The organism is Azonexus sp., assembly GCF_049652925.1.
Classification (GTDB): Bacteria; Pseudomonadota; Gammaproteobacteria; order Burkholderiales; family Rhodocyclaceae; genus Azonexus.
Genome location: NZ_JBASFI010000040.1, coordinates 109,595 through 131,380, shown reverse-complemented (window position 1 = coordinate 131,380; position 21,786 = coordinate 109,595). Strand labels below are relative to the sequence as shown.

Here is a 21,786-nt window from a genome sequence, read left to right as displayed (position 1 = left end):
TCATGGAAATTGCTGCCCTGTCGAATACCGTTCTCTGGCTGGCTTTTGCCGTTTCTTTCGTGTTTGGCGCCATCGGCCAGAAAACGCACTTCTGTACCATGGGTGCGGTCTCGGACATCGTCAACATGGGCGACTGGAGTCGCATGCGCATGTGGCTGCTGGCCATCGGCATCGCCATTCTGGGCGCCGGCGCGTTGCATGCGGCTGGGCTGATTGACCTCGATAAATCGATCTACCGGACGCCCAGTTTCACCTGGCTGTCGTACATCGTCGGCGGTGCGACTTTCGGCATCGGCATGGTCTTCGCCTCCGGTTGCGGCTCGAAGACGCTGATCCGTATCGGCGCCGGCAATCTCAAGTCGCTGGTTGTTTTCCTGGTGCTCGGTCTGGTTGCCTACATGACCATGCGCGGCGTGTTCGGCGTGTTTCGCGTCAATGTGCTGGAAAAAGCGGCGATCACCTTTCCCGGCGGGCAGGATATTCCCGCCCTGCTCACTGCCGCCGGCCTGGAGGCGAAGACAGCGTTTGCGCTGGCCGTGCTTTTCATCGGTGGAGGCCTGACCGCTTTCTGCTTGTTCAATCGCGACTTCTGGACACTCGACAACATGCTCGGCGGCCTCGGCACCGGGCTGGCCGTCGTCGCTGCGTGGTACATCAGCGGTCACATCGGCTATCTGGCCGAACATCCCGATACGCTCGAAGAAGCTTTTCTGGCGACCAACAGCGGCCGCATGGAGTCACTGACCTTCGTGGCACCGCAGGCTTATACCCTGGAGTTGCTGATGCTGTGGTCCGACACCAGCCGAACGGTGACTTTCGCCATCGCCACGGTGCTTGGCGTCATCGCCGGCTCGGGGGCCTGGGCCTTGCTGACCGGGAATTTCCGCTGGGAGGGCTTCGCCAGCGTTGAAGATACGGCCAGCCACTTGATCGGCGCCGCCCTGATGGGTTTTGGCGGCGTGGTGGCGATGGGGTGCACGGTGGGTCAGGGGATCTCCGGTTTTTCGACCCTGGCGCTCGGTTCCATTGTTACCTTCCTGGCCATCGTCGCCGGCGCCGCGGCAACGCTCAAGTTCCAGTACTGGCGTGTGATGCGCGAAGCCTGACCGGCATTGCCACGGTCAACCGGAAATTCTGGCCAAAATTGAAACTGCTCAGGGGCCTTCGTTTTCCTTGAGCTTTTCGATGATTAGCGGGAAGGCCCCCGAGCCGATCAGGGCGATGGCCGAGACGATGAAGGCCAGTCCGGCCATCGGGTCGTCGAGCACCGGGTGAAGGCTGGCACCAAAGCCGGCGAGGCTGATCGCGCCGGGAATGGCGCAGAGAACGCCCAAGGCGGTCAAGGCAACAAAAGAGAATGGGTAGCGGCGCATGGTGTGAGTGTAGACGAGCGCCCGATTCGGCGCGATGATAGGCCGCTATTTTAACGTTTCAGGAGATGCTCATGAACCGTCGCGATTTTTTGCGCTCAGTCGCCGCCATCTCGGCGCTGGGGGCGGTCGAGTTTGCCCCATGGCAGGCCGTGAGCGCCTTCGCCCGGGAGGTCGATGATTTCGTTCGCGGCCCGGCGATCAAGGATTACCCGCTACGCCAGATCTCGCGGCATGTGTCGATCATCTTCACGCCCGACGCTTTCCCAACCCCGGAAAACCAGGGGATGATGAGCAACGTGACCTTCGTCAATACGAGCAAGGGTATCGTTGTCGTCGATACCGGCGCCTCGGTGCAGATCGGCGAAATGTCCATCCGGCAACTGGAAAAGCATCTGAAAAAGCCGGTCATCGCCATCATCAACACGCATTATCACGGCGACCACTGGCTCGGTAATCATGCCTACGTCGATCGCTTTGGCGACAGCCTGCCGATTTACGCCCATCCCGGCACCATTCAGGCGGTAAAGGGCATTCAAGGCAATCTCTGGCTGACACTGATCGAAAAGTCGACCAATCAGGCCTCGCTCGGCACCCGTATCGTGCCGCCCAATACGCCGCTCGAACATGGCGCGGTGCTCAAATTCGGTGATGTGACCCTGCGCATCCATCACTACGGGACCGTGCACACGCCATTCGACCTCTGCGTCGAGGTTGTCCAGGATGGCGTCACGCTGGTTGGCGACATCGCGATGGACCGGCGCATTGCCAATATGGACGATGGCTCATACCTCGGCACCTTCAAGGCCTATGACGCGCTGATCAAGAAAACGGGGACCCGGATCTGGCTGCCGGCGCACGGCGAACCGGGCGAGCATGTGCTGAAGTGGAACCGCGAACTGTTCGAGGGCATCTACCGCCCCTGCGAGCAGGCCATCAAGGATGGTCTGGCGCTCGAGGAGGCCAAGGCACTGGTTCTCAAGGATTCGCGTGTGGCCAGTCGGGCCAAGGAAACCAAGGGTTTCGAGGCGAATATCGGCAAGTACGTCAGCATCGCCTACCTGGAAGCCGAGGCGGCCGGTTTCTGAGCCATCTTCCGCGCTCTCGAGGCCGGGGGGCGAATGCTACGGTCAACCGGGAAAAACGGCCAAAACTGGAATCGGAGATGCTGGAGCTGACCACGCAGGCTGGAGATTGGTCGCTCTAGCTGATGCTCTCAGGCTGGCGTGCTTGCAGCCACTTGAGCATGATGACAAACAACTTGTCCGGATCGACCGGCTTGGCGATGAAATCGTTCATGCCGGCGTCCAGGCAAAGTGCGCGGTCTTCGGCAAAGGCATTGGCGGTCATGGCGATGATCGGCGTTTCGGCGTAGCCGTCAATCTCCCGGATGGCCTGGGTGGCACCCAAACCGTCGAGCTCGGGCATCTGCATGTCCATCAGGATCAGGTCGTAGCGGCAGTTGATCGCCATGTCGAGGGCTTGAGCGCCGTCCCCGGCGATATCGACGGTGAAGCCGAGCATTTCTCGGAGCAGTTCAAGGGCAACCTCCTGATTGACCCAGTCATCCTCGGCGACAAGGATGCGGCAACCCGGAAATTCGGCCCGCAAGGCGCGCTCGGCGGCGACGCCGGATTGATACTTTTCGGCTGAATCGGCAGGCATCGCCTGGGCTCGACGCAAGCGAACATTGAAGGTGAAGACGCTACCGGCCCCCGGCGTGCTGACCACCTGAATTTCGCCGCCCATCAGGCGAACGAGACGCTGGCAGATGGGGAGGCCCAGCCCGGTGCCGCCATATTTGCGCGTTGTCGAACCATCGGCCTGCTCAAACGGGTTGAAGATGCGTTCGACCGCCTCCGGGGCAATGCCAATGCCGGTATCCCAGATCGACAGCTCAAGCAGGACCGACTCGCCGTCATCCTCCGCAATACGGGCGACGACGCGAACTTCGCCGCGCTCGGTGAATTTGATGGCATTGCCAGCCAGATTGAGCAGAATTTGTTGCAGGCGCAGCGGGTCGCCGAGAAGCTGCAGTGATTTGAGACGCGAATCGATGTCAAGAATGAAACGCAGGCGGGCCGATTCGGCGCGGGGTGACAGCAGACTGGCCAGTTCATCGGTCAGGGCGTCGACCGTGAAGGCGGTCTGTTCCAGCGTCATCCGGTCAGCATCGATCTTCGACAGGTCGAGAATATCGTTCAGCAACTGCAACAGGTGGTTGGCGGCATTGTCGATCTTGCCCAGCTTGTCCATCTGGCCTGGATCCTGATTGTTGCGCCGGAGCATGTAGGTCATCCCGATGATGGCGTTCATCGGCGTTCGCAGTTCGTGGCTCATGTTGGACAGGAATGTGCTCTTGGCGCGGCTGGCCGCCTCGGCCGCCTCCTTGGCCAGGGACAAGGCCTGGGTCCGCTCCTGCACCGTGTCCTCGAGATGATCGCGCTGGTCAGCCAGTTGTCCGTCGCGCTCGGCGATTTCGCTGAGCATGGTATTGAACGCATTGCCCAGATGGCCGATTTCGTCATCCGAATAGATCTTTGCGTGTCGCTTGTAATCCTTCGATTCAGCCACGTACTGCGCCGTGTCGGTCAGCGACCCCAGCGCGGCGAGAATCGATGCCAGCATTTGCCGGGCGATGGCGAAGGCGATTACGAACGATATGGCCAGCGCCAGCAAGGACAGGGTCAGGTTCCAGGCGATCGCTCGCCAGACGGCGTCAAGACTGGCTGAAATCGACACCGTGCCGACTACTTCGTCGTCAGAGCGGATGGGCACGGCAACGGTGACCGATGACCAATCGGCATAAACCGCCCGTTCGCGGTGCGGTTTGTCGCCAAGGCCGATCTGGGCAGGCAAGGGGCGCCCGGCCGCATCGTAGCGATAGTGAAAATCGGACGTGATGCCAATCAGACGTACCGCCAGCACATCCTTGTGTTCGGCAAACGAGCTGAGCAGGCGTTTGGCGCCCATGACGTCACGGAACTCGATGACGGCTGAAGCATTGAAGGCGACGACGTCGGCCATCGCAAACAATTCGGTTGTTTTGGCTTGTCGTCGCTGATCGATTTCGCGCACGGCAAAGGTCAGGAAGGAAAGCAGCAGGCCGACGCCGAGTGAAGCCGCAATGGCCAGCGCAATTTTTTTCCGGATGGTCTGGCGAGCGTTCACCGTTCGCCTCCAATCACCCGGTTGGCCAGTCGCATCATTTGCGAACTCGGGGTCAATCCGTGTCGGGCCAGCGTGTCCGAATTGACAATGAATTGCACGCGGCCGCCGGTACGCAGAAGTTCGATGCCGCCACCAGATCGGGCAAAACCATCAGCATTGCTGGCAGCCAGAATGGGCATCCCTTGTATCCAGCGCAAGACCGCACCAATGCGTGCCTCTTCGACATCGGGGATGTAGAGCAACTGGCAGTGTTGCATGTCGTCAGGGCTGCTGACCCGGCGAATGCGCAGTTCCTTGCCGCCGATCACGCGCCCCTCATGGTTGCTCAGGTACGGCCCCAGGGTATCGCGGCCAAACAGACAGATGGTTGCGGTGTTTCGGTTATTGGCTGGCCACTCGACATATTTCAGGAAATTGACGAGATAGGCGGATTCCAGTTGCGGCTCGGAGTCAGGCTGGGCAAAAACCAGGGAAACGCTGGTGAGCAGCAGGGCTGCCAGCCAGCGAAGCGGGTTTTTTCGCGGAGAACTGAAGGCGGTGGCACGCATGATCAGAATTTCCAGCGTGCCGACAAAAGTAGCGACGGTTCGATGATCACGGGCGTCGCCGGAACGTAATCAGTGACGTATTCAATACGTCGGGGGCCGACCAGATTGCGGCCGGTCAGGGCCAGTTCGATATCCTTGTTGAGCTTGTAGGCGTAGCGCAGATCGAGCGTTACATAACCAGGGACGCGGATCGTCGTGGTGTAGGGTGAAAGCGTGCGATCGATGCCGGATGAACCCCGGATCCAGGCATCGAACTGTTGGCTGGACGATACATTCCATTGCGAGCGTAGTGAACCATAATGGCGAGCCGTGCTGCGCTCTTCTTTCAGGCCTTGACCCTGGGCAATCGGGTTGGCCGAATCGTCCATGTCCACATGCGTGAAGGCATACGACAGCTGCATCCGCCACGTTGGCGCCAGAAGCCAGTCCACACTTAGCTCTGCGCCACTCAGCCAGCCATTTCCCCCGTTCTGGCGATCAAGATTTTGGAAAACAATGGGAATGCTGTACAAAACCTGAAGATCGGCGGTGCCTAGTGTGCTCGATACGATATCTGTGTAGCGATAGCGGTAGACTGAGATATCAACGCCAAGCTGTTGGCTCAGCTGGCTGCGATATCCCAGCTCAACGCCTTCCATCGATTCCTGGCGCAAAGGCACACTTCCCGGCTGGGCGCGAAATACCACGGGGGGTGTGAACGGCGGAACCGGCGGCACGTAGCCGGTCAGCATGGTCACGTCGAATTCGGCGCGTGCCGGCATCCGTGGCGCCTTGGAGTATTTGGCCCAAATGGTGTCGCTGCGGCTCGGCGTCCACATCAGCGTAGCGTTTGGCGAGAAGGTATTGCCACCCAGATTGGTCTGGTCCCAGCGAGCGCCCAGACCAATCTGCAGAGTATCCTGGATCAACGTCCAGTTGTCATGAATGAAAAAGCCGGTTGTTCGTTGGGTGAATTCAGGCGTCCCAATCTCGACGGCGTACTTTGCCCAGACTTTGTCGGAAACGGTCCGGTGACTGGCGCCCCACAAAAAATCGTGGTCAGCGAAGGTATAGCGACCCTGATAATCGATATCAAACTGCGTGTTGCTTACCTCCAAAGCACCCTTCAGCTCTATGCTGGAGCTGCCAACCGAGGCTTGCACGGACGATTCGATACCGGCACCGCTGAGCCAGCGATAGCGGCCGCCCAGTGTCTGGGTGGACATTTTCTGGGTCACTGCCACGGGAATGAGCACCGGCGGATTGAGCGGATTGGGGGTGAGCGGATACAGATCGCCGAGTGAGGATTTTCCGGCATTGGCCCATATGCTGAAGTTGCTTCCGCCGGACAGCGAGCGGTCGAGGCGGAAATCGACCACCCCATTGTTCAGGTCGTCTTCACTGTAGTTGTCGTTGGCGAGTTGTCTCGATGGCTGTGCGTGACGCCCCTGGGCAGACAGTTTCCATGTCGTGTCGGCGTCGATGCTACCGCCTGCCCGGGTGTACAGCTGCCCCTGGCCATTGCTTCCTATCGTTCCGGCCACCATGCCGCCCGTTTGCGTCCGCGAATGCCGGCTGATGATGTTGATCACACCATTTACGGCATTGACGCCCCACATGGCTGCCCCCGCACCGCGTATAACTTCGATTCGCTCGATGTCCTCGAGGGGGATCGGGTCATATTCCCAGACTGTTCCTGAAAAGAAAGGGTGATAGACGCTGCGGCCGTCAATCAGCACCTGCAGCTTGTTGGCAAAACGACCGTTGAAACCGCGCGCTGATACGGCATAGCGTCCGCTGTCGATCTGCGCCACCTGAATGCCCGGTACCATGCGCAGCACATCCGGCAGGGCCAGTGCACCTGACCGGCGGATATCTTCGGCCGTAATTACAAAGGCAGCGGCGGGAACGTTGCTCAGGCTCTGGTTGCGCCGCGAAACGGAAGAAACTTCGGTTTTAGTCAGGTCTTCCAGGTTGAGATCATCATCCTGGGCGGCGTGTGCAGGATGCCATGCGACTGCCAGGACGATGGCTGTGGCCGCATACGAGACTCTCAAAGCATTCGGAAATTTACTGTTACGAAACAATGTGTTCTGCGCGGCGCGTGAATAAGTAGTGACTATGCCATTGGTCAGGCTTCATATCAATCTGCTAATTCACGGTATTGGTGCATGGAACTGCATCGCCAGCTGATTGCACCAAAAAAAAGCTGGCCGGATTGCTCCGGCCAGCCTTGGGTGTGGCGTTGTTGGTTACTGGACTTGCTGAATGCCGGCCAGAACCCAGCCGCGGCTATTGTCGGTCGGCTTGGTCATGTGCCAGATTTCGTCGAACGGAGCCGGTGCGGCGCCCTTCTCTTCGCTGATCAAGCCGGTGAAGCGGATGCTGACAACGTAGCGGTTGGCTTCTTCGGCAACATCAAGGACTTCGCCGTTAAGCTGGGCGACGTCGGTTTCCTGCTTGGCGTTGCCACGCTCGCTCATACCCATCTTGATCTCGGCGAACATTTCCGGCGAAGTGAATTCGCGGATGTCGTCAAGATTGCCGGCATCGTTCGAGGCCTGCAGACGGATGAAGTTGACCTTGGCGTTACGGACGAAGCTCTCGACATCGAAGTCGGCCGGGATGTTGCCACCACCGGTGGAAGCAGTAACCGGGGCGGCGGCAGAACCGCCGGCCGGCATGAAGTCAGGCTGACGCGGCGCGTTGGCGCCGTAGTTTGCGCCAGCGCCGGCATACTGCATGCCACCTTGCTGGGTCGCTCCGGCCTTCTTGCGCATGAAATAGCCGACGACCATGACGACAGCCATGATCAGCAAGCCGATCATCATCATGTTGGCCAGGCCTTCGCCGAAGCCGAGATGTGAAGCCAGCGCGGCCAGACCAAGACCGGCGGCCAGACCAGCCAGCGGGCCCATCCACGAGCGCTTGGGTTGGGCTGCGGCGGCACCCGGAGCGGCGGCGGGCGCCTGTTTGGCAGCCGAGGGCGGGGCGCTGGGGGAAACCGACTGGCGTTGCATGCCAGCCGAGCTGCCGCCACCGAGGCGCTTGGCTTCAGCGTCACCGATTTGCAGCGTGAAGCCGAGCACCACTGCTGCGGCCATCAGTACGAAATTCTTCATGGTTGTCTCCGTGTGGAAAAGTTGCAATCCATAGTGTACCCGCTTCCCATTGCTGAAAAATGAATCCGGGCCTGTATGACTGTTCGTAAAAACCGAAGCATCAGAGCTTGGTGAACAGGCTGGCAACTGCCACCGGATTCGACGGAAAGTAGAAATGGACGTAGGAGGCGGTCAGTCGGCCCTGCCGGTAGATTGCTTCGCCGTCACGGCCATCGGCGGTGGTGGCGCGGACGAGTGGGGTGAGCGGCGTTTCGCTCTTCGAGAAATGGAAGGTGTGACCGGCGAGGCGGCCTTCCGGCAGTTCGACGAATTGTGTGCCGAGCGCGGCGAGGCGATTTTGCATGACCGAACGCCCGGCTAGTAGACCGCCAAAGCGATGGCTGACACCGGCCTTGTCCACGACTTCCTCGAACAGGCTCATCATGCCGCCGCATTCGGCGAGCAGCGGCTTGCCGGCGGCGACGTGGTTTTTAAGGGCCTGCCAAAGCGCGGCGTTCTGGCTCAGGCTGTCAGCGTGGAGTTCCGGGTAGCCGCCGGGAAGCCAGACGGCATCGCAGTCGGGCAGCGGGTCGCCGGCAACGGGCGAGAAGAAACGCAACTCGGCACCCAGTGTGGCGAGGGTTTCCAGATTGGCCGGGTAGATGAAGCCGTAGGCGGCGTCGCGGGCGATAGCGATGCGCTGGCCGGCGAGCAGGGGTTCGATGTGCGGCGCTGGGGCATTTTCGAAATTGACCGGTTTTGGCAGGTCGACCGTGGCACTCGCCTGCAGGGCATCGGCCAGGGCGTCAAGGCGTGCTTCGAGGTCGGTTATTTCGGCCGCCTGGAGCAGGCCGAGGTGGCGTTCGGGCAGGCTGTCGCTGCTTTTCGGCAGGGCGCCGAACCAGCCCATGCCGGGGGGGACGCTGTCGTGCAGCAATTTGGTGTGGCCTTCGCTGGCCGACCGATTGGCCAGCACGCCGGCAAAGGGCAGACCGGGCCGGTAACTGGCCAGGCCGTGGGCGACGGCGCCGAAAGTCTGGGCCATCGCCCCGGCGTCGATCAGGGCCATGACTGGAACGCCGAAGCGCATGGCGATGTCGGCGGCTGAAGGTTGGCCGTCGAAGAGGCCCATGACGCCTTCGATGAGGATCAGGTCGGATTCCTCAGCCGCGCGGGCCAGTCGCCAGCGTGCATCGTCTTCGCCGCACATGCCGAGGTCGAGGTTCTGGCAGGGGCGGCCGCTGGCGACGGCGTGAATCTGCGGGTCGAGGAAGTCAGGCCCGCATTTGAAGACGGTAACGCGTCGCCCTTGCCGGGCATGCAACCGGGCCAGTGCGGCGGTGACGGTGGTCTTGCCCTGGCCGGAGGCGGGGGCGGCGATGAGTAGAGCGGGGCAGGCGGGCATTCTTGTTCCTTAACGGACTGGCTGGGTAAAGCCCTGCCGACGATTCCAATCGACGTAAAACACGCGGCTCTGGCTGGTGCTGAATGAGAACAGGCGTTCGCCGCCGGCTGCGACGACGCTTTCGCCAAGCGAGAAATCGAGTTCCGGCTCGTGGCCTGTGCGGTTGTTGACGACCAGCGGCAGGCCGGTTTCGGCGCTGCGCCGCTCCCAGAGATCGTCTGGCCCCATGCCGTCGACCGGCGGCCAGTTGGCCGGGGCGAGGAGGATCGCGGCGCCTTGCTGGCGATAGCTGGCGGCTGGCTCCGGCTTGTAGGTGTCGGCGCAGATCAGGACGCCGACCGGGATACCGTCGACCATGAAAGGGGCGCCGCCGGTGCCGGGCGTAGACCAGCTTTCAGGCCCGCCATGTACGCGCTGCTTGCGGTAGGCGCCGAGGATTGTGCCGGCGCGGTCGATCGCGGCGACGCTGTTGTGGAATGTGCCGCTTTTGGCGTCGCGCTCGGCAAAGCCGACGAAGAGCGCGACCCGGTTGTCGCGGGCGATGGCGGCCAGCGTACTGATCCAGGCGTCGGGAAAGGGGGCGATCCAGTTGGTGCCGATGCGGCTGGCGAAGTTGTAGCCGGTTTCGGCCAGTTCGGGTGTCATGACCCAGTCGGCGCCGTGGTCGACCGCTTCCTGAATGCCGGCTTCGATGCGGGCGCGGTTGCCGGCGATGTCGCCGGGGATCGCGTCGAGATGAAGCAGGGCGATGCGCAACGCTTCCGGCGCTTTGGCGGGTGCTTCGGCCGTGGCCGCGAAACGCTTGGCGCCCGGCAGGAAGAAACCGTTCTGCTTGCCGAGGGCTTCGATCACCGCCTGGTAGCTGGCCTTGCCGATCAACTCGCCGATCCGGCTGTGGCCGCCGGTGTAGCTGGCTTGCGGGCCTTGCGTGCCAGAGACGACGATGATGCTGTCGGTGCCCGTTCCGGTTGCCTGCACGGTTTTCGTGTAGGTGCTCGGCACGTTGAGGTCCTGCAGCGCAGCGGTCTTGCCCTCGGTGACGGTTATCAGGGCGCGCGCCATCGCCGCGTCGGTCAGGCGGATATTGGTCAGCACCATGATGTTGATCGTGCCGGCCGGGGTGTTGTCTTCGATGTAGGTTCCGGCATCGACGCCGGTGCGGATGGCGTTGTTTTTGGCGCCGGCCGTGGCCAGCACGGTGACGGTGAGCGGGCCGTAGCTGTGGGTGACGACCGCCAGGTTGTCGAGGTCGGCGGCCGTAGACATCCCGGCGACCACCGATTTGTCCAGCTTTAGCTGGGCGGCCATGTTTTCCCGCACATGCTCGGCGTAGGCCTTGCCGCCCCGGCCATCCTGGCCCATGAAGCGCATGCCGAGCTTGTGCCAGAGCAGCGGGTGGCCGGCGTGGTTGAGCGCGGCCCGGGCGTCGAGCAGGCCGTCGGAGGTGGACAGCGTGCGCCGCGCTTCGGGGAAGGAAACGAGCAGCACTTTTTCCCAATAGCCGTCTCGCTCGCCGCGGATGATCTTGGCTTCGGCCTGGATATTGGCCGGTATGTCGATTTCGCCCGCCCAGGCGGCAGCGGATATGAGCAGCAGGAGGACGAAACGGGCCAGTTTTTTCATCAGAATTCGAGGCCGGGCATGGCCTTGATGCCGCTCTGGAAGGCGTGTTTTTCCATGCCGATGTCGCTCACCGTGTCGGCGGCTTCGCGCAGCGCTGGCGGCGCGCCGCGACCGGTGATGATGACATGCTGCATGGTCGGCCGGGCGAGCAGCTTGGCGATCACGGTGTCGAGGTCGAGCCAGCCGTATTTGAAGGCGTAGGTCATTTCGTCGAGGACGACGAGGCCGATTTCCGGATTGCGCAAGTGGTCGCAGGCGATTTCCCAAGCGGCTTGGGCGGCTTTGGCGTCGCGCTCCTTGTCCTGCGTTTCCCAGGTGAAACCTTCGCCGCCGACATGCCAGGCGACATTCGGCTGCTGGCGGAAGAAGGCTTCCTCGCCGGTATCCGAACGACCTTTGACGAACTGGACGACACCGACCTTGAGGCCATGGCCGAGGGCGCGGGCGACGACGCCGAATGCAGCGCTCGATTTGCCCTTGCCGTTGCCGGTGTTGATGACCAGCACACCGCGTTCCTCCTGTGCCGCGTCAATCTTGCTGTCAATGACGGCTTTCTTCTTCTGCATGCGTTGTTCGTGGGTGACGGTCATGATGATTTGCTCGAAAAAGGCATTCCCACGGTCAACCGGAAAAAATGCCCAAAATTGAAAAGTGATTATTCGGGGATGAAGCAGCGATGGCCGCGGTCTTCGATCTGACGCAGGCCGTAGCCGTAGAGTTCGGATAATTTTTCGGCGTTCAGGATGGCATCGACCGTACCAATTTCTGTGCGCCCGTCGCCATAAACCAGCAGCGCGCGGTCGCAGAATCGATGGGCCAGCGCCGGGTCGTGCAGGACCATGATGACGCCGGCACCACCATCGCGCGCCGTGCCGGCGAAGAGTTCAAGGACTGCCATCTGGTGATTGAGGTCGAGGTGCGCCAGCGGCTCGTCTAGCAGGTAGAGCGGCGCCGCTTGCGTCAGCAGCGTGGCGATGGCCAGCCGCTGACGTTCGCCACCGGAAAGCGTGTGGATCTGGCGAGCCTCCATGCCGTCCAACCCGACGGCTTTGAGCGCGCTACGCGCCAGTTCGGCATCGTGCTTCGATTCCCAATCCCAGCGCCCGAGATGAGGGTGGCGGCCGGTCAGCGCCGTTTCCAGCACGGTTGAGCCGAAAGGGTCGGACTGAAACTGGCCGAGCCAGGCCCGGCGCAGGGCGGCCTCGCGGGCGTGGAGCAAGGCAGCATCTTCGCCATCAAGCAGCAGGGAACCGCCGGCAGCAGGGCGCAGGCCGGCCAGCGTCGATAGCAGCGTCGATTTGCCGGCACCATTGCGGCCAAGGATGGCGATGCGCTCGCCGCTGGCAACGCTCAGATCGACCCGGTCGACCACCGTTTTGCCGCCAATTTGGACGACCAGTTGCCGGGCTTCGAGCAAAGGCCGGGTCATTTCGGCTGCCTCGAGAGCAGGAAAAGGAACACCGGGACGCCGATCAGCGCTGTCAGTACGCCAACCGGCAACTGTTGCGGCGCGATCAGGGTACGGGCCAGCGTGTCGGCCAGCACGAGCAGCGAGCCGCCGGCCAGCACCGAGGCCGGCAGCAGCAGGCGCTGGTCGTTACCCGTCGCCAGTCGGACGAGATGCGGTACGACCAGACCGACGAAACCAATCGAGCCGGCAGTCGTCACCGAAGCAGCGGTAGCCAGCGAAGCGAGCAGATAAATGGCGTAGCGCAGCCGGCCGACCGCAACGCCCAAAGCCTGCGCCTGCATCAGTCCGCGCGACAACAAATTCAGTTCGCGGGCAAAGGGCATGGCGAGCACGAGAGCGATGGCCAGCGCGGCAAAGGCCGGCCACCACTGCGCGCTCTGCCCGAGGTCGCCCATCAGCCAGAACAGCATGCCGCGCAGTTTGTGTTCGTCGGCGATGCTCAGCATCAATGCGACCAGCGCGCCGCAGCCGGCGGCGACGATAACACCGGTCAGCAGCAGGCGCGTCTGCGTCCAGCTCCCGTCGCCGTGGGCCAGCCCGAAAACCAGCAGCATCGCGCCAAAGGCGCCGACAAAGGCCAGCCCGTCGATGCCGAGCACCGGCCAGCCGAGCAGCATGGCGAACATCGCCCCGACCCCGGCGCCGCCCGAAATGCCTAGCACGTACGGGTCGGCCAGCGGATTGCGTAACAACACCTGCATCAGCGCCCCGGCCAGCGCCAGCAGCCCGCCGCAGGCAAAACCGGCCAGCGCGCGCGGCAGGCGAAGCTGCAGCACAACATCGCCGGCCCCGCCCTCCTGCCCGAGCAAAGCGGCGAACACTTCGCCATACGAAACCTTGAAACTACCCACCGTCAACGCCAGCCCGATACTCGCCACGGCCAGAAGGCCGAGGCTGGCGAGAATCAGGAAAGCGCGGTGACGGGTGGGCATGGTTTGTTACTTCGGACTGTAGCGGATGCCGACAAAGGCGTTCATGCCCGGCGTGGCATAGGTGTCGGCCAACACGTATTCACGGTCGAACAGGTTATTGACCCGGGCGAAAACAGACCAGTCCTTGGCAAATCGATAGGCTCCATAAAGGTTGGTGAGCGAATAGCCACCCAGCTTCTTGGCCGGCTGGCCGAAAGGATAATCCATGCGGTCGTCGCTGACCTGCTCCTCGACGCGCCATTCCCAGGCGCCATGTGTTTTGCCGATGGCCGCGGCGACGCGATTCTGGGCGCGGCGGGCCAGTCGAAGATCGGTGTCCAGATCCTTTGCATCGAGATAGTCGTAGCTGGCTTGAACGTTCAGGCCAGCTACAACGCCCTCATAGGCCAGGGTGATGCCTTCCAGGCGTGCGCTGCCGACGTTGCTCGGTGTATTGGTCCACACGATCATGTTTTCGATACGATTCAGGTACCAGGTCAGCGAAACATGCTGCTGACCGGTTTCGAAATGCAGGGCCGCTTCACGGTTACGTGCGTTTTCCGGCAGAAGGTTCGGGTTGCCGTGATAACCGAAACTCAACGGATAGTAGAGGTCGTTGAAGGTCGGCGCCTTGAAGGCTGTTCCATAGCCCACGTTGGCGCGCCAGTTGCGCGAGAAGCGGTAGCCGTAGGCCAGCGAACCGGTCGTCTTGTCGCCAAACTGGGAATTGTCGTCGCGGCGCAGGTTGGCCTGCAGGCGGTGCCCTTCATAGCCAAATGTCCAGCCACCGAGCAGCGAATTATTGGTCCGTTCGCGGACGGCGTAGGCGGCCGTGGTGTTGACCTCTTGTTCCAGGCGTTCGGCAGCGAAGAGGAAATTGCCGAAGCGGGTGCGCAGATCGTTTTGCCACGAGTATTGGCGTTGATCCGTCCGGAAATTGCTGTTTCGCAGCCCGTTCTTGATGTCATCGGAATCGTCGGCGCTCATGCCGATAGTGACCGTGCTCGTCCAGTTTTCGGTCAGCGAGTTTTTCATGAACGCATTCATGCTGCTCACGCTGGTCCGGTTGCGCCAGTCGACCGTTGCGCCGCTGCCGTCGTACTTGCTTTCCCCGTCGCTGTAAAAGAAATTGATGCCGGCTTCATGGCCCTTGGTAAAGCTGTAAGCCAAGCGGCCACTCAGGCTGTTCATCCAGAAACCGTCGCGATCCTTGTTGGCTGTCGCCGTCCACGGCTTGCTGTTGAAGCCGGCAGTTGAATAGGTGCTCGCATTCAGTGCGTAACGCCAGCCGTTCTGCGCGCCGGAAAAGCCGCCGGAGGCAGCGGCCGTATCGTAAGAGCCACCGCCGACTTCTCCGTAAAAACTCAGCGGACCATCACTTTGGCGAGTAAATACCTGAATGACCCCGCCGATGGCATCGCTACCATAGAGCGATGAAGTCGGGCCGCGGACGATTTCGATACGTTCGATCTGGCTGGCTGGAATGCGATTCCATGAGGCGCTACCCGAGGTGGCCGATCCCATGCGCATGCCGTCAACCAGCAACAACACGTGCGCGCCGCTTGTGCCGCGTATGTACAGCGATGAACTGGCACCGAAACTACCGTTTGCCGAGAACTCGATGCCCGGTTGGCGCGAGAGGATTTCTTCGAGCGTCGACTGGCCGGCCGCATCGATGGCTTCGCGTTCGATCACGGAAACATCCGACAACTGCTCCGAGACGCGCATTTCCTGGCGCGTTGCGGTAATCAGGATGGGGTCGAGTGCGGCGAGTTGGTCGACGGCAAAGGCCGTCGGGGCAAACGACAGCGCCAGCAGCGCGGCAATTGGTTTTAAACGTGGATACATGGTTTTCCTTTTCCCGGCGGGCGTCCCCGCATGCCGGAAGAGCATTGAAAAGGAAATGCGAGGGGAGAAGGGCCGGTTGCGTTAACCCGCACCACACCCCCGTGGCACTTCCGCTTTTTGTCTCAGGCCGGTATCCGGGCTCACAAGTCTTGACGTATCGCCTTCCCAGGTTTGCACCCAGTGGCATGTTGATACGCCCGCACTTGCTTACCGTTGCGGGGGCAGCAGCGGATTTGTCTCGTTGGAGACGCACCGCTTTCCCGTTTAACTGCGTTTGGAGAAACCTTACGCAGCACCTGACACGGCGCGCATTCTACATTCATTCGCGCTGCAGTACATCAGGCGGAATGCCGCCAGTTGCTATAAACCACTTTTAGAATAATGGCTTAGTCCTTGACCACGCGGCGTTTTTGCCTCTATAGTTCGACGCATGAATGTGGAACTCGAAACGCTGGAAGCCAAAATCGAACAGGTTGTCGCGCTGGTTCACCAGCTGCGCGCCGAGAACGAGGTTTTGAAGAATCAGATGACCGCGGCCGAGGCCGAACGGCTGCATCTGAGGCAGACGATGACGGTCGCCCGGGAGCGGCTCGAAGGTCTGATGGACAAGATACCCGAGGATGTCTGAGATGAGTGGCGAGCCGAATTTCCTCGACGTCAAGATCATGGGGCGCGAATACCGCGTCGCCTGCACGCCTGAAGAACGTGATGCCCTGCTGTCGGCGGTTGATCTCGTCGACAACAAAATGCGCGAAATCGCGCAGCGCACCAAGAACACCATCGCCGAACGTGTCGCCGTCATGGCTGCCCTGAACATTGCTCACGAGCACCTTTCCGGGGCTTCCGGCGGCGCTGCAAAAGAGTTTTCGGAAGCAGTTGATAGTTCCGAAACGAAGCGTAGAATCGGTGACATGGGAGCACGGCTTGATGCCGTGCTTGCGCCCCAGCAGCAACTGGACTTGTAGTCATTTCCTGCTGACCCCGGCGCCGCCCGCCGAGCGTCCCCTGCGGTGTTTGTTAAGGCCATATATTCCTTGAACCAATGCTAATTGGCATCGGTTGCGGACCAACAATCCGCTGTTGAGCGCGCTCCCAGCGAGTGTGCCTGATGCGGTAGGAATGCGACCACTCTGGACCCAGGTTCAGGATGCCGGCCTGACGACATTCGCGGGGGCCTTTTTTTGCCCTCGAAATTACCCGAAACCATGCAATATTGGCTGATGAAATCGGAGCCTGACGAGGTTTCCATCGATGACCTCGCTGGCGCGCCAGGACAGGCGTTTCCGTGGTTTGGTGTGCGCAACTATCAGGCGCGCAATTTCATGCGCGATGCGATGCAAGTCGGCGATCTCGCCTTCTTTTATCACTCCAGTTGTGCCGAGCCGGGCATTGCCGGCATCTGCGAAGTGTGTTCCGAGCCTTATCCGGACGAAACGCAGTTTGCTGCGGTCAACCGGTATTTTGACCCAAAATCGAAATCCGAAAATCCGCGCTGGTGGCTGCGTGACGTCCGTTTCGTGAAGAAGACGCGCCCTGTGCCATTGGCTGAACTGCGTGCCCATCCCGAACTTGCTGACATGCGCCTCCTCGCCCGTGGCAACCGGCTGTCGATCATGCCGGTCACGCCCGACGAGTGGGCATTCATCAACCGTCTCATGGCAGATAACTCATGACAATCTGGTGGCTGGCCTATCCCCTGCTGGGAATCTTCGGCGGCTTTGTTGCCGGTCTGTTCGGCGTTGGTGGCGGGCTGACGCTGGTGCCCTTCATGTACATGCTGTTCGTCGCCCAGAATTTCCCGCCGGAGCATGTCATGCACCTGGCGCTCGGCACCTCGATGGCGACCATCGTTTTCACGTCGATTTCCAGCATGCGCGCCCATCACGCGCATGGCGCGGTGCGTTGGGATGTCGTCCGTAGTCTGGCGCCGGGGCTGGTGATCGGTACCTTTGGCGGTTCGCTGGTGGCCGGTCAGGTGCCGACCGGGCCGATGACGGTGATTTTCGTGGTCATTGTCTATTACGCCTCGATCCAGATGATGCTCGATTTCAAGCCTCACGCCCATCGGCAACTACCCGGACCGGCCGGATTGTTTGCTGTCGGCGGCGCCATTGGGGGCGTGTCGAGTCTGGTTGCGGCGGGCGGCGGTTTCCTGTCAGTGCCGTTCATGCTGTTCTGCAACGTTGCCATTCATTCGGCAGTCGGCACCTCGTCGGCGCTCGGTTTTCCGATTGCTCTGGCCGGGGCAATCGGCTACATCGTGGCCGGGTCTAGTGATTCCGGGTTGCCGCACTATGCGCTGGGCTATATTTATCTGCCGGCCTTCGTTGGCATTGTCGTGATGAGTATCCTGATGGCGCCGGTCGGCGCCAGGCTGGCCCACAAGTTGCCGGTCAAGAAGTTAAAGCGCGCGTTTGGTGCCTTTCTCGCCCTTCTTGCCAGCAAGATGCTTTACAGCCTGATCGGCTGAGCGTTTCAAATCCCCTGCGTTGAAATCACGCAGGGTAGCGACCAGGTCGGCGAAACGCTCACCCTGTACTGTCACGTGAGCGCGTAGCAGCGCCGAGGCTAGATCGCCATCACCTTTGGTGATGGCGTCGACGATGGCCTGATGCTCGTTGAACGAGCTGTTCATCCGGTTACGCACGCGTAGCTGGAGTCGCCGGTAGGGGCGTAAGCGGCGGTGCAGCGCCGCCGCCTGCTCAACCAGAAAGCTGTTGTGGCTGGCTTCATAGATGCGCTGGTGGAAGACTTCATTCAACTGGTAATAGATATCCGGGGTGTTCGCGTCGCGTGCCGCTTCGCAGGCGCCATGGGCCTCCTGTAGGGCCACCTGCTCGCTGGGCGTGATCCTCCGGGCGGCCAGTCGGCCGCACATCGCTTCGAGTTCGGCCATCACTTCAAACATTTCGCAGACCCGGTCGGCGCCGACTTCCGGCACGGTCGCGCCACGTCGTGGCTTGATTTCGATCAGGCCGATCGAGGCGAGCTGAATCAGAGCTTCACGCACCGGTGTCCGCGAAACGCCGAAGGTGTCCGCCAACTCTTGTTCGTCGAGCCGCGTGCCGGGCGGGTAGACGCCGGTAACGATGCGCTCTTCGATCAGTTCGCCGAGGCGTTCTGACTGGCGGGTGACGGCGGGAATTTCGACAGGGCTGTTCACGACTCGTGCTCCAACATGTGGCAATAGTTTAATTATACGAAATTAGTTGACCAGTATTCAATGTTTGCTTATTGTGTATACACAACGGTGATTTTTGAACACAAAGCAAGAGTGCGGTATTCCCCAAAGTGTGGATAAGCCAGCCAGTGAGGTTTCACCGCCTGTGCATTTCTAACCCTGGAGGAACTATCCATGTTCAGCAAGACAAAACGCCACCTTACCCTGGCCATCGCCGTTGCGGCCTTGACCTGTGCCCTGCCTGCGGCCCACGCCCAGACGCCGCGCGTCATCAAAATTTCCCACCAGTTCCCGGCCGCGACCAACGAGGATGGCGATTTCCGTGACCGTCTGGTCCGTCGCTTCGTAGCGGAGGTCGAAAAGCAGTCCAAGGGCAGTCTGAAGTTCGAGATTTATCCTGGCAGTTCGTTGATGAAAACCAATAGCCAGATTGGCGCCCTGCGCAAGAGTGCGCTGGACATGAGCCTGGTGCCGCTGGCCTACGGCGGCGGCGAAATTCCGCAGGTCAACATCACGCTGATGCCGACGCTGGTAAACAGTTACGAGCAAGGGATGCGCTGGAAAACAGCGCCAATCGGCAAGGAGCTTGACCGTATCCTGGCTGACAAGAATATTAAGATCATTACCTGGATTTGGCAGGCTGGCGGCATCGCCTCGACCAAGAAGACCGTGGTTGTTCCCGACGACGCCAAGGGCCTGAAATTCCGCGGCGGCAGCAAGGAAATGGACCAGATGCTGAAGGGCGCCGGGGCTGCCGTGACCGGCATGCCGTCCTCGGAAATCTACAGTGCGATGCAGTCCGGCGTGCTCGACGCCGCATTGACCTCCAGCACCTCGCTGATCAGTTTCCGTCTGCAGGAATTCAGCAAGTACGTCACCACGGCCCGCAACAAGAGCTTCTGGTTCATGTTCGAACCGCTGCTGATTTCGAAGGGCCTCTATGACTCGCTGACCCCGGAGCAGCAAAAGATCATCAGCGACGTTGGTGCCAGCCTGGAGAAATTCGGCGTCGAGGAGGCCAAGAAGGATGACTTGCGCATGGCAGACGTATTCGCCAAGGCCGGTGCCAAGGTGGCCGACATGGATGACAAGGCCTTCATGGCCTGGCGCGGCGTCGCCGAACAAACCGCCTTCAAGGATTTCGCCGAGAACATCAAGGATGGCCGCGCCCTGCTCGACATGGCGCTGTCGGTCAAGTAATCCACCGGCCGGGCATGGCCCGGCCCATCCCTCTTTAAAGGTGAATCATGAGCCCCGGATATTTCATCAGCCGAGCGGTCAAGGCCTTCAATATTGCGACAGGTTACCTGTCGGCCTTTCTGATCGTCATCGCTACCTGCGTTCTCGTTTTTGAAGTCGCGGTCCGTTATTTCTTTGCCTGGCCGACCGACTGGGAAATTGAGTTTTGCGTCTATTTACTGATCGCCTCCAGCTTTCTGGCTGCCGCCCATACCCAGCTCAACCGTGGCCATGTGACGATCGAAATTCTCGACGAAATCACGCCGCCGAGCTGGACCCAGTGGCGCATGGCCTTTTCTGACCTGCTGTCCTTCTTTTTCTGTGCCTTCATTGCCTGGAACTGCTGGCATCTGTTTTACGAAGCCTGGGACGAAGGCCGGATGAGCGACACCTCATGGGCGCCGAAAATGTGGCCGGTCTTTGCCACCATGGCAATCGGCATGACCTCGCTTGCCTTGCAGGTGTTTGTCCAGTTTGTCGAGGACTCGCTACCGGAAGCCATGCGTTCGCATCACCCACCGCCGCAGCACAATGCCGCCATCCAGGTGGCGATTGAGCGCATCCAGCACGATGACGAAGGAGAGCGCAAATGAGCGTCGGAACCCTGGGCCTGCTCTATGCGGCCGCAACCTTCCTGTTTTTATTCTCGGGCATGCCGATCGCCTTTGCTGTCGGCTCGGTCGCCTTGATTTTCATGTACTTCTTCATGCCGGTGGCGCAGCTGTCGATCATCGCTGAAACCATCTTTTCCGAACTGAACAGTTTCACGCTGCTGACCATTCCGCTCTTCATCATGATGGGCGCTGCGATCGGCAAATCACGTGCTGGCGCCGATCTCTACAACTCGCTGAACCGCTGGCTGTACAAGGTGCCGGGCGGCCTCGGCCTGGCCAATACGCTGGCTTGTTCGGTGTTCGCCGCGATGTGTGGTTCCTCGCCGGCAACCTGCTCGGCCATCGGTTCCTCGGGCATTCCGGAAATGCGCAAACGCGGCTATTCCGAACGTCTGGCGACCGGTTTGATCGCTGCCGGCGGCACGCTGGGCATCCTGATTCCGCCGTCGTTGACACTGATTCTCTATGGCCTAGCCACCGAGCAATCGATCGGCAAGCTGTTCATGGCCGGCGTTGGTCCTGGCTTGCTGCTGACGACGATGTTCTCGATCTGGGTGGTGTACAAATCCTGGGCGGAAAAGAACGAAAAAATTGCCTCAAATCGTTCGAGCGGTATTGTCATGCCGGCGGAAGAGTCGTTCAGCTGGAAACAGCGCCTCGAAACATTGCCCCGCCTGGCGCCGTTCATTGGCCTGATCATCGTCGTCATGGTTGCCCTCTATGGTGGTTGGGCGACGCCGTCGGAAGTGGCCGGCATTGGTGCCTTCGGCGCGCTGCTCATGGTCATGGCGATCTACGGTTGCTGGCGCTGGGCTGACCTCAAGGTCATCTTGTCCGGTACCGCCCGCGAGTCGTCGATGATCATGCTGATCATTGCGATGTCCTTTCTCTACACCTATGTCATGAGCTACCTGCACATCACCCAGTCGGCCGCCGCCTGGATGATTTCGCTGGAAATGAGCAAATGGGTCTTCTTCTTCTGGGTCAATATCCTGCTCATCGTGCTCGGCTTCTTCCTGCCGCCGGTGGCCATCATCCTGATGGTCACGCCGATCATCCTGCCGGCGCTGAACGCCCTTGGTATCGACCTGATCTGGTTCGGCGTGATCATGACCATCCTCATGGAAATGGGCCTGATTCACCCGCCGGTCGGCCTCAACCTGTTCGTGATCAGCGGCATTGCCCCCGACATCAAGCTCAAGGAAATCATGTGGGGCACCGTGCCCTTCCTGCTGCTGATGGCGCTTGGCATCGTGCTGCTCTGCATCTTCCCGGAAATCGCCACCTGGCTGCCGTCGCAGTACAGCGGTTCCTGAGTTGGCGGA

Annotated in this window: 21 protein-coding genes, 1 other RNA gene and 1 riboswitch; of the genes, 10 read left to right on the top strand and 12 right to left on the bottom strand. The window is 60.8% G+C overall.

Annotated elements, in window-relative coordinates:
* Positions 1-2 precede the first annotated feature (2 nt).
* Positions 3-1,106, top strand: coding sequence for a YeeE/YedE family protein (locus WBK19_RS19235; RefSeq protein WP_511292653.1), 1,104 nt, complete (start codon positions 3-5; stop codon positions 1,104-1,106).
* A gap of 48 nt (positions 1,107-1,154) precedes the next feature.
* Here the strand turns inward: WBK19_RS19235 and WBK19_RS19230 are convergent, their stop codons facing one another.
* Positions 1,155-1,373: a hypothetical protein gene (locus WBK19_RS19230; protein ID WP_511292651.1), complete on the bottom strand. Its 219-nt coding sequence runs from the start codon at positions 1,371-1,373 to the stop codon at positions 1,155-1,157.
* Between the two features lie 71 nt (positions 1,374-1,444).
* Between WBK19_RS19230 and WBK19_RS19225 the strand changes: the two genes are divergently transcribed.
* Complete coding sequence (locus tag WBK19_RS19225; RefSeq protein ID WP_511292649.1) at positions 1,445-2,458, top strand: MBL fold metallo-hydrolase; 1,014 nt, start codon at positions 1,445-1,447, stop codon at positions 2,456-2,458.
* A gap of 115 nt (positions 2,459-2,573) precedes the next feature.
* Here the strand turns inward: WBK19_RS19225 and WBK19_RS19220 are convergent, their stop codons facing one another.
* The 10 genes from WBK19_RS19220 to WBK19_RS19175 all read right to left on the bottom strand — a co-directional run bounded on the left by WBK19_RS19220 (position 2,574) and on the right by WBK19_RS19175 (position 15,427).
* Positions 2,574-4,541, bottom strand: coding sequence for an ATP-binding protein (locus WBK19_RS19220; RefSeq protein WP_511292647.1), 1,968 nt, complete (start codon positions 4,539-4,541; stop codon positions 2,574-2,576).
* Positions 4,538-5,089, bottom strand: coding sequence for a YfiR family protein (locus WBK19_RS19215; RefSeq protein ID WP_511292645.1), 552 nt, complete (start codon positions 5,087-5,089; stop codon positions 4,538-4,540). Before WBK19_RS19215 ends, WBK19_RS19220 begins: the two co-directional genes overlap by 4 nt.
* 2 nt (positions 5,090-5,091) lie before the next feature.
* Positions 5,092-7,125: a TonB-dependent receptor plug domain-containing protein gene (locus WBK19_RS19210; RefSeq protein ID WP_511292643.1), complete on the bottom strand. Its 2,034-nt coding sequence runs from the start codon at positions 7,123-7,125 to the stop codon at positions 5,092-5,094.
* Between the two features lie 195 nt (positions 7,126-7,320).
* The gene (locus tag WBK19_RS19205) at positions 7,321-8,190 is read right to left on the bottom strand and encodes a Tim44 domain-containing protein (RefSeq protein WP_511292641.1); all 870 of its coding nucleotides are present in this window, start codon (positions 8,188-8,190) and stop codon (positions 7,321-7,323) included.
* A gap of 100 nt (positions 8,191-8,290) precedes the next feature.
* Positions 8,291-9,574: a cobyrinic acid a,c-diamide synthase CobB gene (locus WBK19_RS19200; RefSeq protein WP_511292637.1), complete on the bottom strand. Its 1,284-nt coding sequence runs from the start codon at positions 9,572-9,574 to the stop codon at positions 8,291-8,293.
* Positions 9,575-9,583: 9 nt separating this feature from the next.
* Positions 9,584-11,197, bottom strand: a complete 1,614-nt coding sequence (locus WBK19_RS19195) for an adenosylcobinamide amidohydrolase (RefSeq protein ID WP_511292635.1) — start codon at positions 11,195-11,197, stop codon at positions 9,584-9,586.
* On the bottom strand, positions 11,197-11,787 hold the full coding sequence (gene cobO / locus WBK19_RS19190; protein WP_511292633.1) for a cob(I)yrinic acid a,c-diamide adenosyltransferase: 591 nt from the start codon (positions 11,785-11,787) through the stop codon (positions 11,197-11,199). Before cobO ends, WBK19_RS19195 begins: the two co-directional genes overlap by 1 nt.
* A 65-nt stretch (positions 11,788-11,852) precedes the next feature.
* Positions 11,853-12,626 (bottom strand): ABC transporter ATP-binding protein, encoded by a 774-nt coding sequence (locus WBK19_RS19185; RefSeq protein ID WP_511292631.1) that lies wholly within the window; start codon positions 12,624-12,626, stop codon positions 11,853-11,855.
* Complete coding sequence (locus tag WBK19_RS19180; RefSeq protein ID WP_511292629.1) at positions 12,623-13,600, bottom strand: FecCD family ABC transporter permease; 978 nt, start codon at positions 13,598-13,600, stop codon at positions 12,623-12,625. Before WBK19_RS19180 ends, WBK19_RS19185 begins: the two co-directional genes overlap by 4 nt.
* A 6-nt stretch (positions 13,601-13,606) precedes the next feature.
* Entirely contained in the window at positions 13,607-15,427 is a 1,821-nt protein-coding gene (locus WBK19_RS19175) for a TonB-dependent receptor domain-containing protein (RefSeq protein WP_511292627.1), read from the bottom strand.
* A gap of 108 nt (positions 15,428-15,535) precedes the next feature.
* A riboswitch (cobalamin riboswitch) is annotated at positions 15,536-15,742 on the bottom strand.
* 115 nt (positions 15,743-15,857) lie between these two features.
* Here WBK19_RS19175 and WBK19_RS19170 point away from each other — a divergent pair.
* From WBK19_RS19170 to WBK19_RS19150, 5 genes are all read left to right on the top strand, one after another.
* Complete coding sequence (locus WBK19_RS19170; protein ID WP_494646602.1) at positions 15,858-16,055, top strand: hypothetical protein; 198 nt, start codon at positions 15,858-15,860, stop codon at positions 16,053-16,055.
* Complete coding sequence (locus WBK19_RS19165; protein ID WP_511292625.1) at positions 16,048-16,392, top strand: cell division protein ZapA; 345 nt, start codon at positions 16,048-16,050, stop codon at positions 16,390-16,392. The genes WBK19_RS19170 and WBK19_RS19165 overlap by 8 nt, the downstream gene beginning before the upstream one ends.
* Positions 16,393-16,426: 34 nt before the next feature.
* Positions 16,427-16,605, top strand: a non-coding RNA gene (ssrS, locus tag WBK19_RS19160) — 6S RNA.
* 42 nt (positions 16,606-16,647) lie between these two features.
* The gene (locus WBK19_RS19155; RefSeq protein WP_511292623.1) at positions 16,648-17,100 is read left to right on the top strand and encodes an EVE domain-containing protein; all 453 of its coding nucleotides are present in this window, start codon (positions 16,648-16,650) and stop codon (positions 17,098-17,100) included.
* Complete coding sequence (locus WBK19_RS19150) at positions 17,097-17,897, top strand: sulfite exporter TauE/SafE family protein (RefSeq protein WP_511292621.1); 801 nt, start codon at positions 17,097-17,099, stop codon at positions 17,895-17,897. The genes WBK19_RS19155 and WBK19_RS19150 overlap by 4 nt, the downstream gene beginning before the upstream one ends.
* Here WBK19_RS19150 and WBK19_RS19145 read toward each other — a convergent pair.
* Positions 17,829-18,590, bottom strand: coding sequence for a GntR family transcriptional regulator (locus tag WBK19_RS19145; protein ID WP_511292619.1), 762 nt, complete (start codon positions 18,588-18,590; stop codon positions 17,829-17,831). The two genes, WBK19_RS19150 and WBK19_RS19145, sit on opposite strands and share 69 nt — an antisense overlap.
* Before the next feature lie 192 nt (positions 18,591-18,782).
* Between WBK19_RS19145 and dctP the strand changes: the two genes are divergently transcribed.
* The 3 genes from dctP to WBK19_RS19130 are packed head-to-tail and all read left to right on the top strand — an operon-like array spanning position 18,783 to position 21,777.
* A complete protein-coding gene (gene dctP, locus WBK19_RS19140; protein ID WP_511292617.1) occupies positions 18,783-19,808 on the top strand; it encodes a TRAP transporter substrate-binding protein DctP in 1,026 nt (341 codons plus the stop codon).
* A 47-nt stretch (positions 19,809-19,855) separates the two neighbouring features.
* Positions 19,856-20,440, top strand: a complete 585-nt coding sequence (locus tag WBK19_RS19135) for a TRAP transporter small permease subunit (protein ID WP_511292615.1) — start codon at positions 19,856-19,858, stop codon at positions 20,438-20,440.
* A complete protein-coding gene (locus WBK19_RS19130) occupies positions 20,437-21,777 on the top strand; it encodes a TRAP transporter large permease (protein ID WP_511292613.1) in 1,341 nt (446 codons plus the stop codon). The genes WBK19_RS19135 and WBK19_RS19130 overlap by 4 nt, the downstream gene beginning before the upstream one ends.
* Positions 21,778-21,786: the final 9 nt, after the last annotated feature.

Coding starts and splice junctions, on each gene's coding strand:
- WBK19_RS19235 (WP_511292653.1), top strand. CDS start 3: ATGGAAATTGCTGCCCTGTCGAATACCGTTCTCTGGCTGGCTTTTGCC.
- WBK19_RS19230 (WP_511292651.1), bottom strand. CDS start 1,373: ATGCGCCGCTACCCATTCTCTTTTGTTGCCTTGACCGCCTTGGGCGTT.
- WBK19_RS19225 (WP_511292649.1), top strand. CDS start 1,445: ATGAACCGTCGCGATTTTTTGCGCTCAGTCGCCGCCATCTCGGCGCTG.
- WBK19_RS19215 (WP_511292645.1), bottom strand. CDS start 5,089: ATGCGTGCCACCGCCTTCAGTTCTCCGCGAAAAAACCCGCTTCGCTGG.
- WBK19_RS19205 (WP_511292641.1), bottom strand. CDS start 8,190: ATGAAGAATTTCGTACTGATGGCCGCAGCAGTGGTGCTCGGCTTCACG.
- WBK19_RS19200 (WP_511292637.1), bottom strand. CDS start 9,574: ATGCCCGCCTGCCCCGCTCTACTCATCGCCGCCCCCGCCTCCGGCCAG.
- WBK19_RS19195 (WP_511292635.1), bottom strand. CDS start 11,197: ATGAAAAAACTGGCCCGTTTCGTCCTCCTGCTGCTCATATCCGCTGCC.
- cobO (WP_511292633.1), bottom strand. CDS start 11,787: ATGACCGTCACCCACGAACAACGCATGCAGAAGAAGAAAGCCGTCATT.
- WBK19_RS19185 (WP_511292631.1), bottom strand. CDS start 12,626: ATGACCCGGCCTTTGCTCGAAGCCCGGCAACTGGTCGTCCAAATTGGC.
- WBK19_RS19180 (WP_511292629.1), bottom strand. CDS start 13,600: ATGCCCACCCGTCACCGCGCTTTCCTGATTCTCGCCAGCCTCGGCCTT.
- WBK19_RS19175 (WP_511292627.1), bottom strand. CDS start 15,427: ATGTATCCACGTTTAAAACCAATTGCCGCGCTGCTGGCGCTGTCGTTT.
- WBK19_RS19170 (WP_494646602.1), top strand. CDS start 15,858: ATGAATGTGGAACTCGAAACGCTGGAAGCCAAAATCGAACAGGTTGTC.
- WBK19_RS19165 (WP_511292625.1), top strand. CDS start 16,048: ATGTCTGAGATGAGTGGCGAGCCGAATTTCCTCGACGTCAAGATCATG.
- WBK19_RS19155 (WP_511292623.1), top strand. CDS start 16,648: ATGAAATCGGAGCCTGACGAGGTTTCCATCGATGACCTCGCTGGCGCG.
- WBK19_RS19150 (WP_511292621.1), top strand. CDS start 17,097: ATGACAATCTGGTGGCTGGCCTATCCCCTGCTGGGAATCTTCGGCGGC.
- dctP (WP_511292617.1), top strand. CDS start 18,783: ATGTTCAGCAAGACAAAACGCCACCTTACCCTGGCCATCGCCGTTGCG.
- WBK19_RS19135 (WP_511292615.1), top strand. CDS start 19,856: ATGAGCCCCGGATATTTCATCAGCCGAGCGGTCAAGGCCTTCAATATT.
- WBK19_RS19130 (WP_511292613.1), top strand. CDS start 20,437: ATGAGCGTCGGAACCCTGGGCCTGCTCTATGCGGCCGCAACCTTCCTG.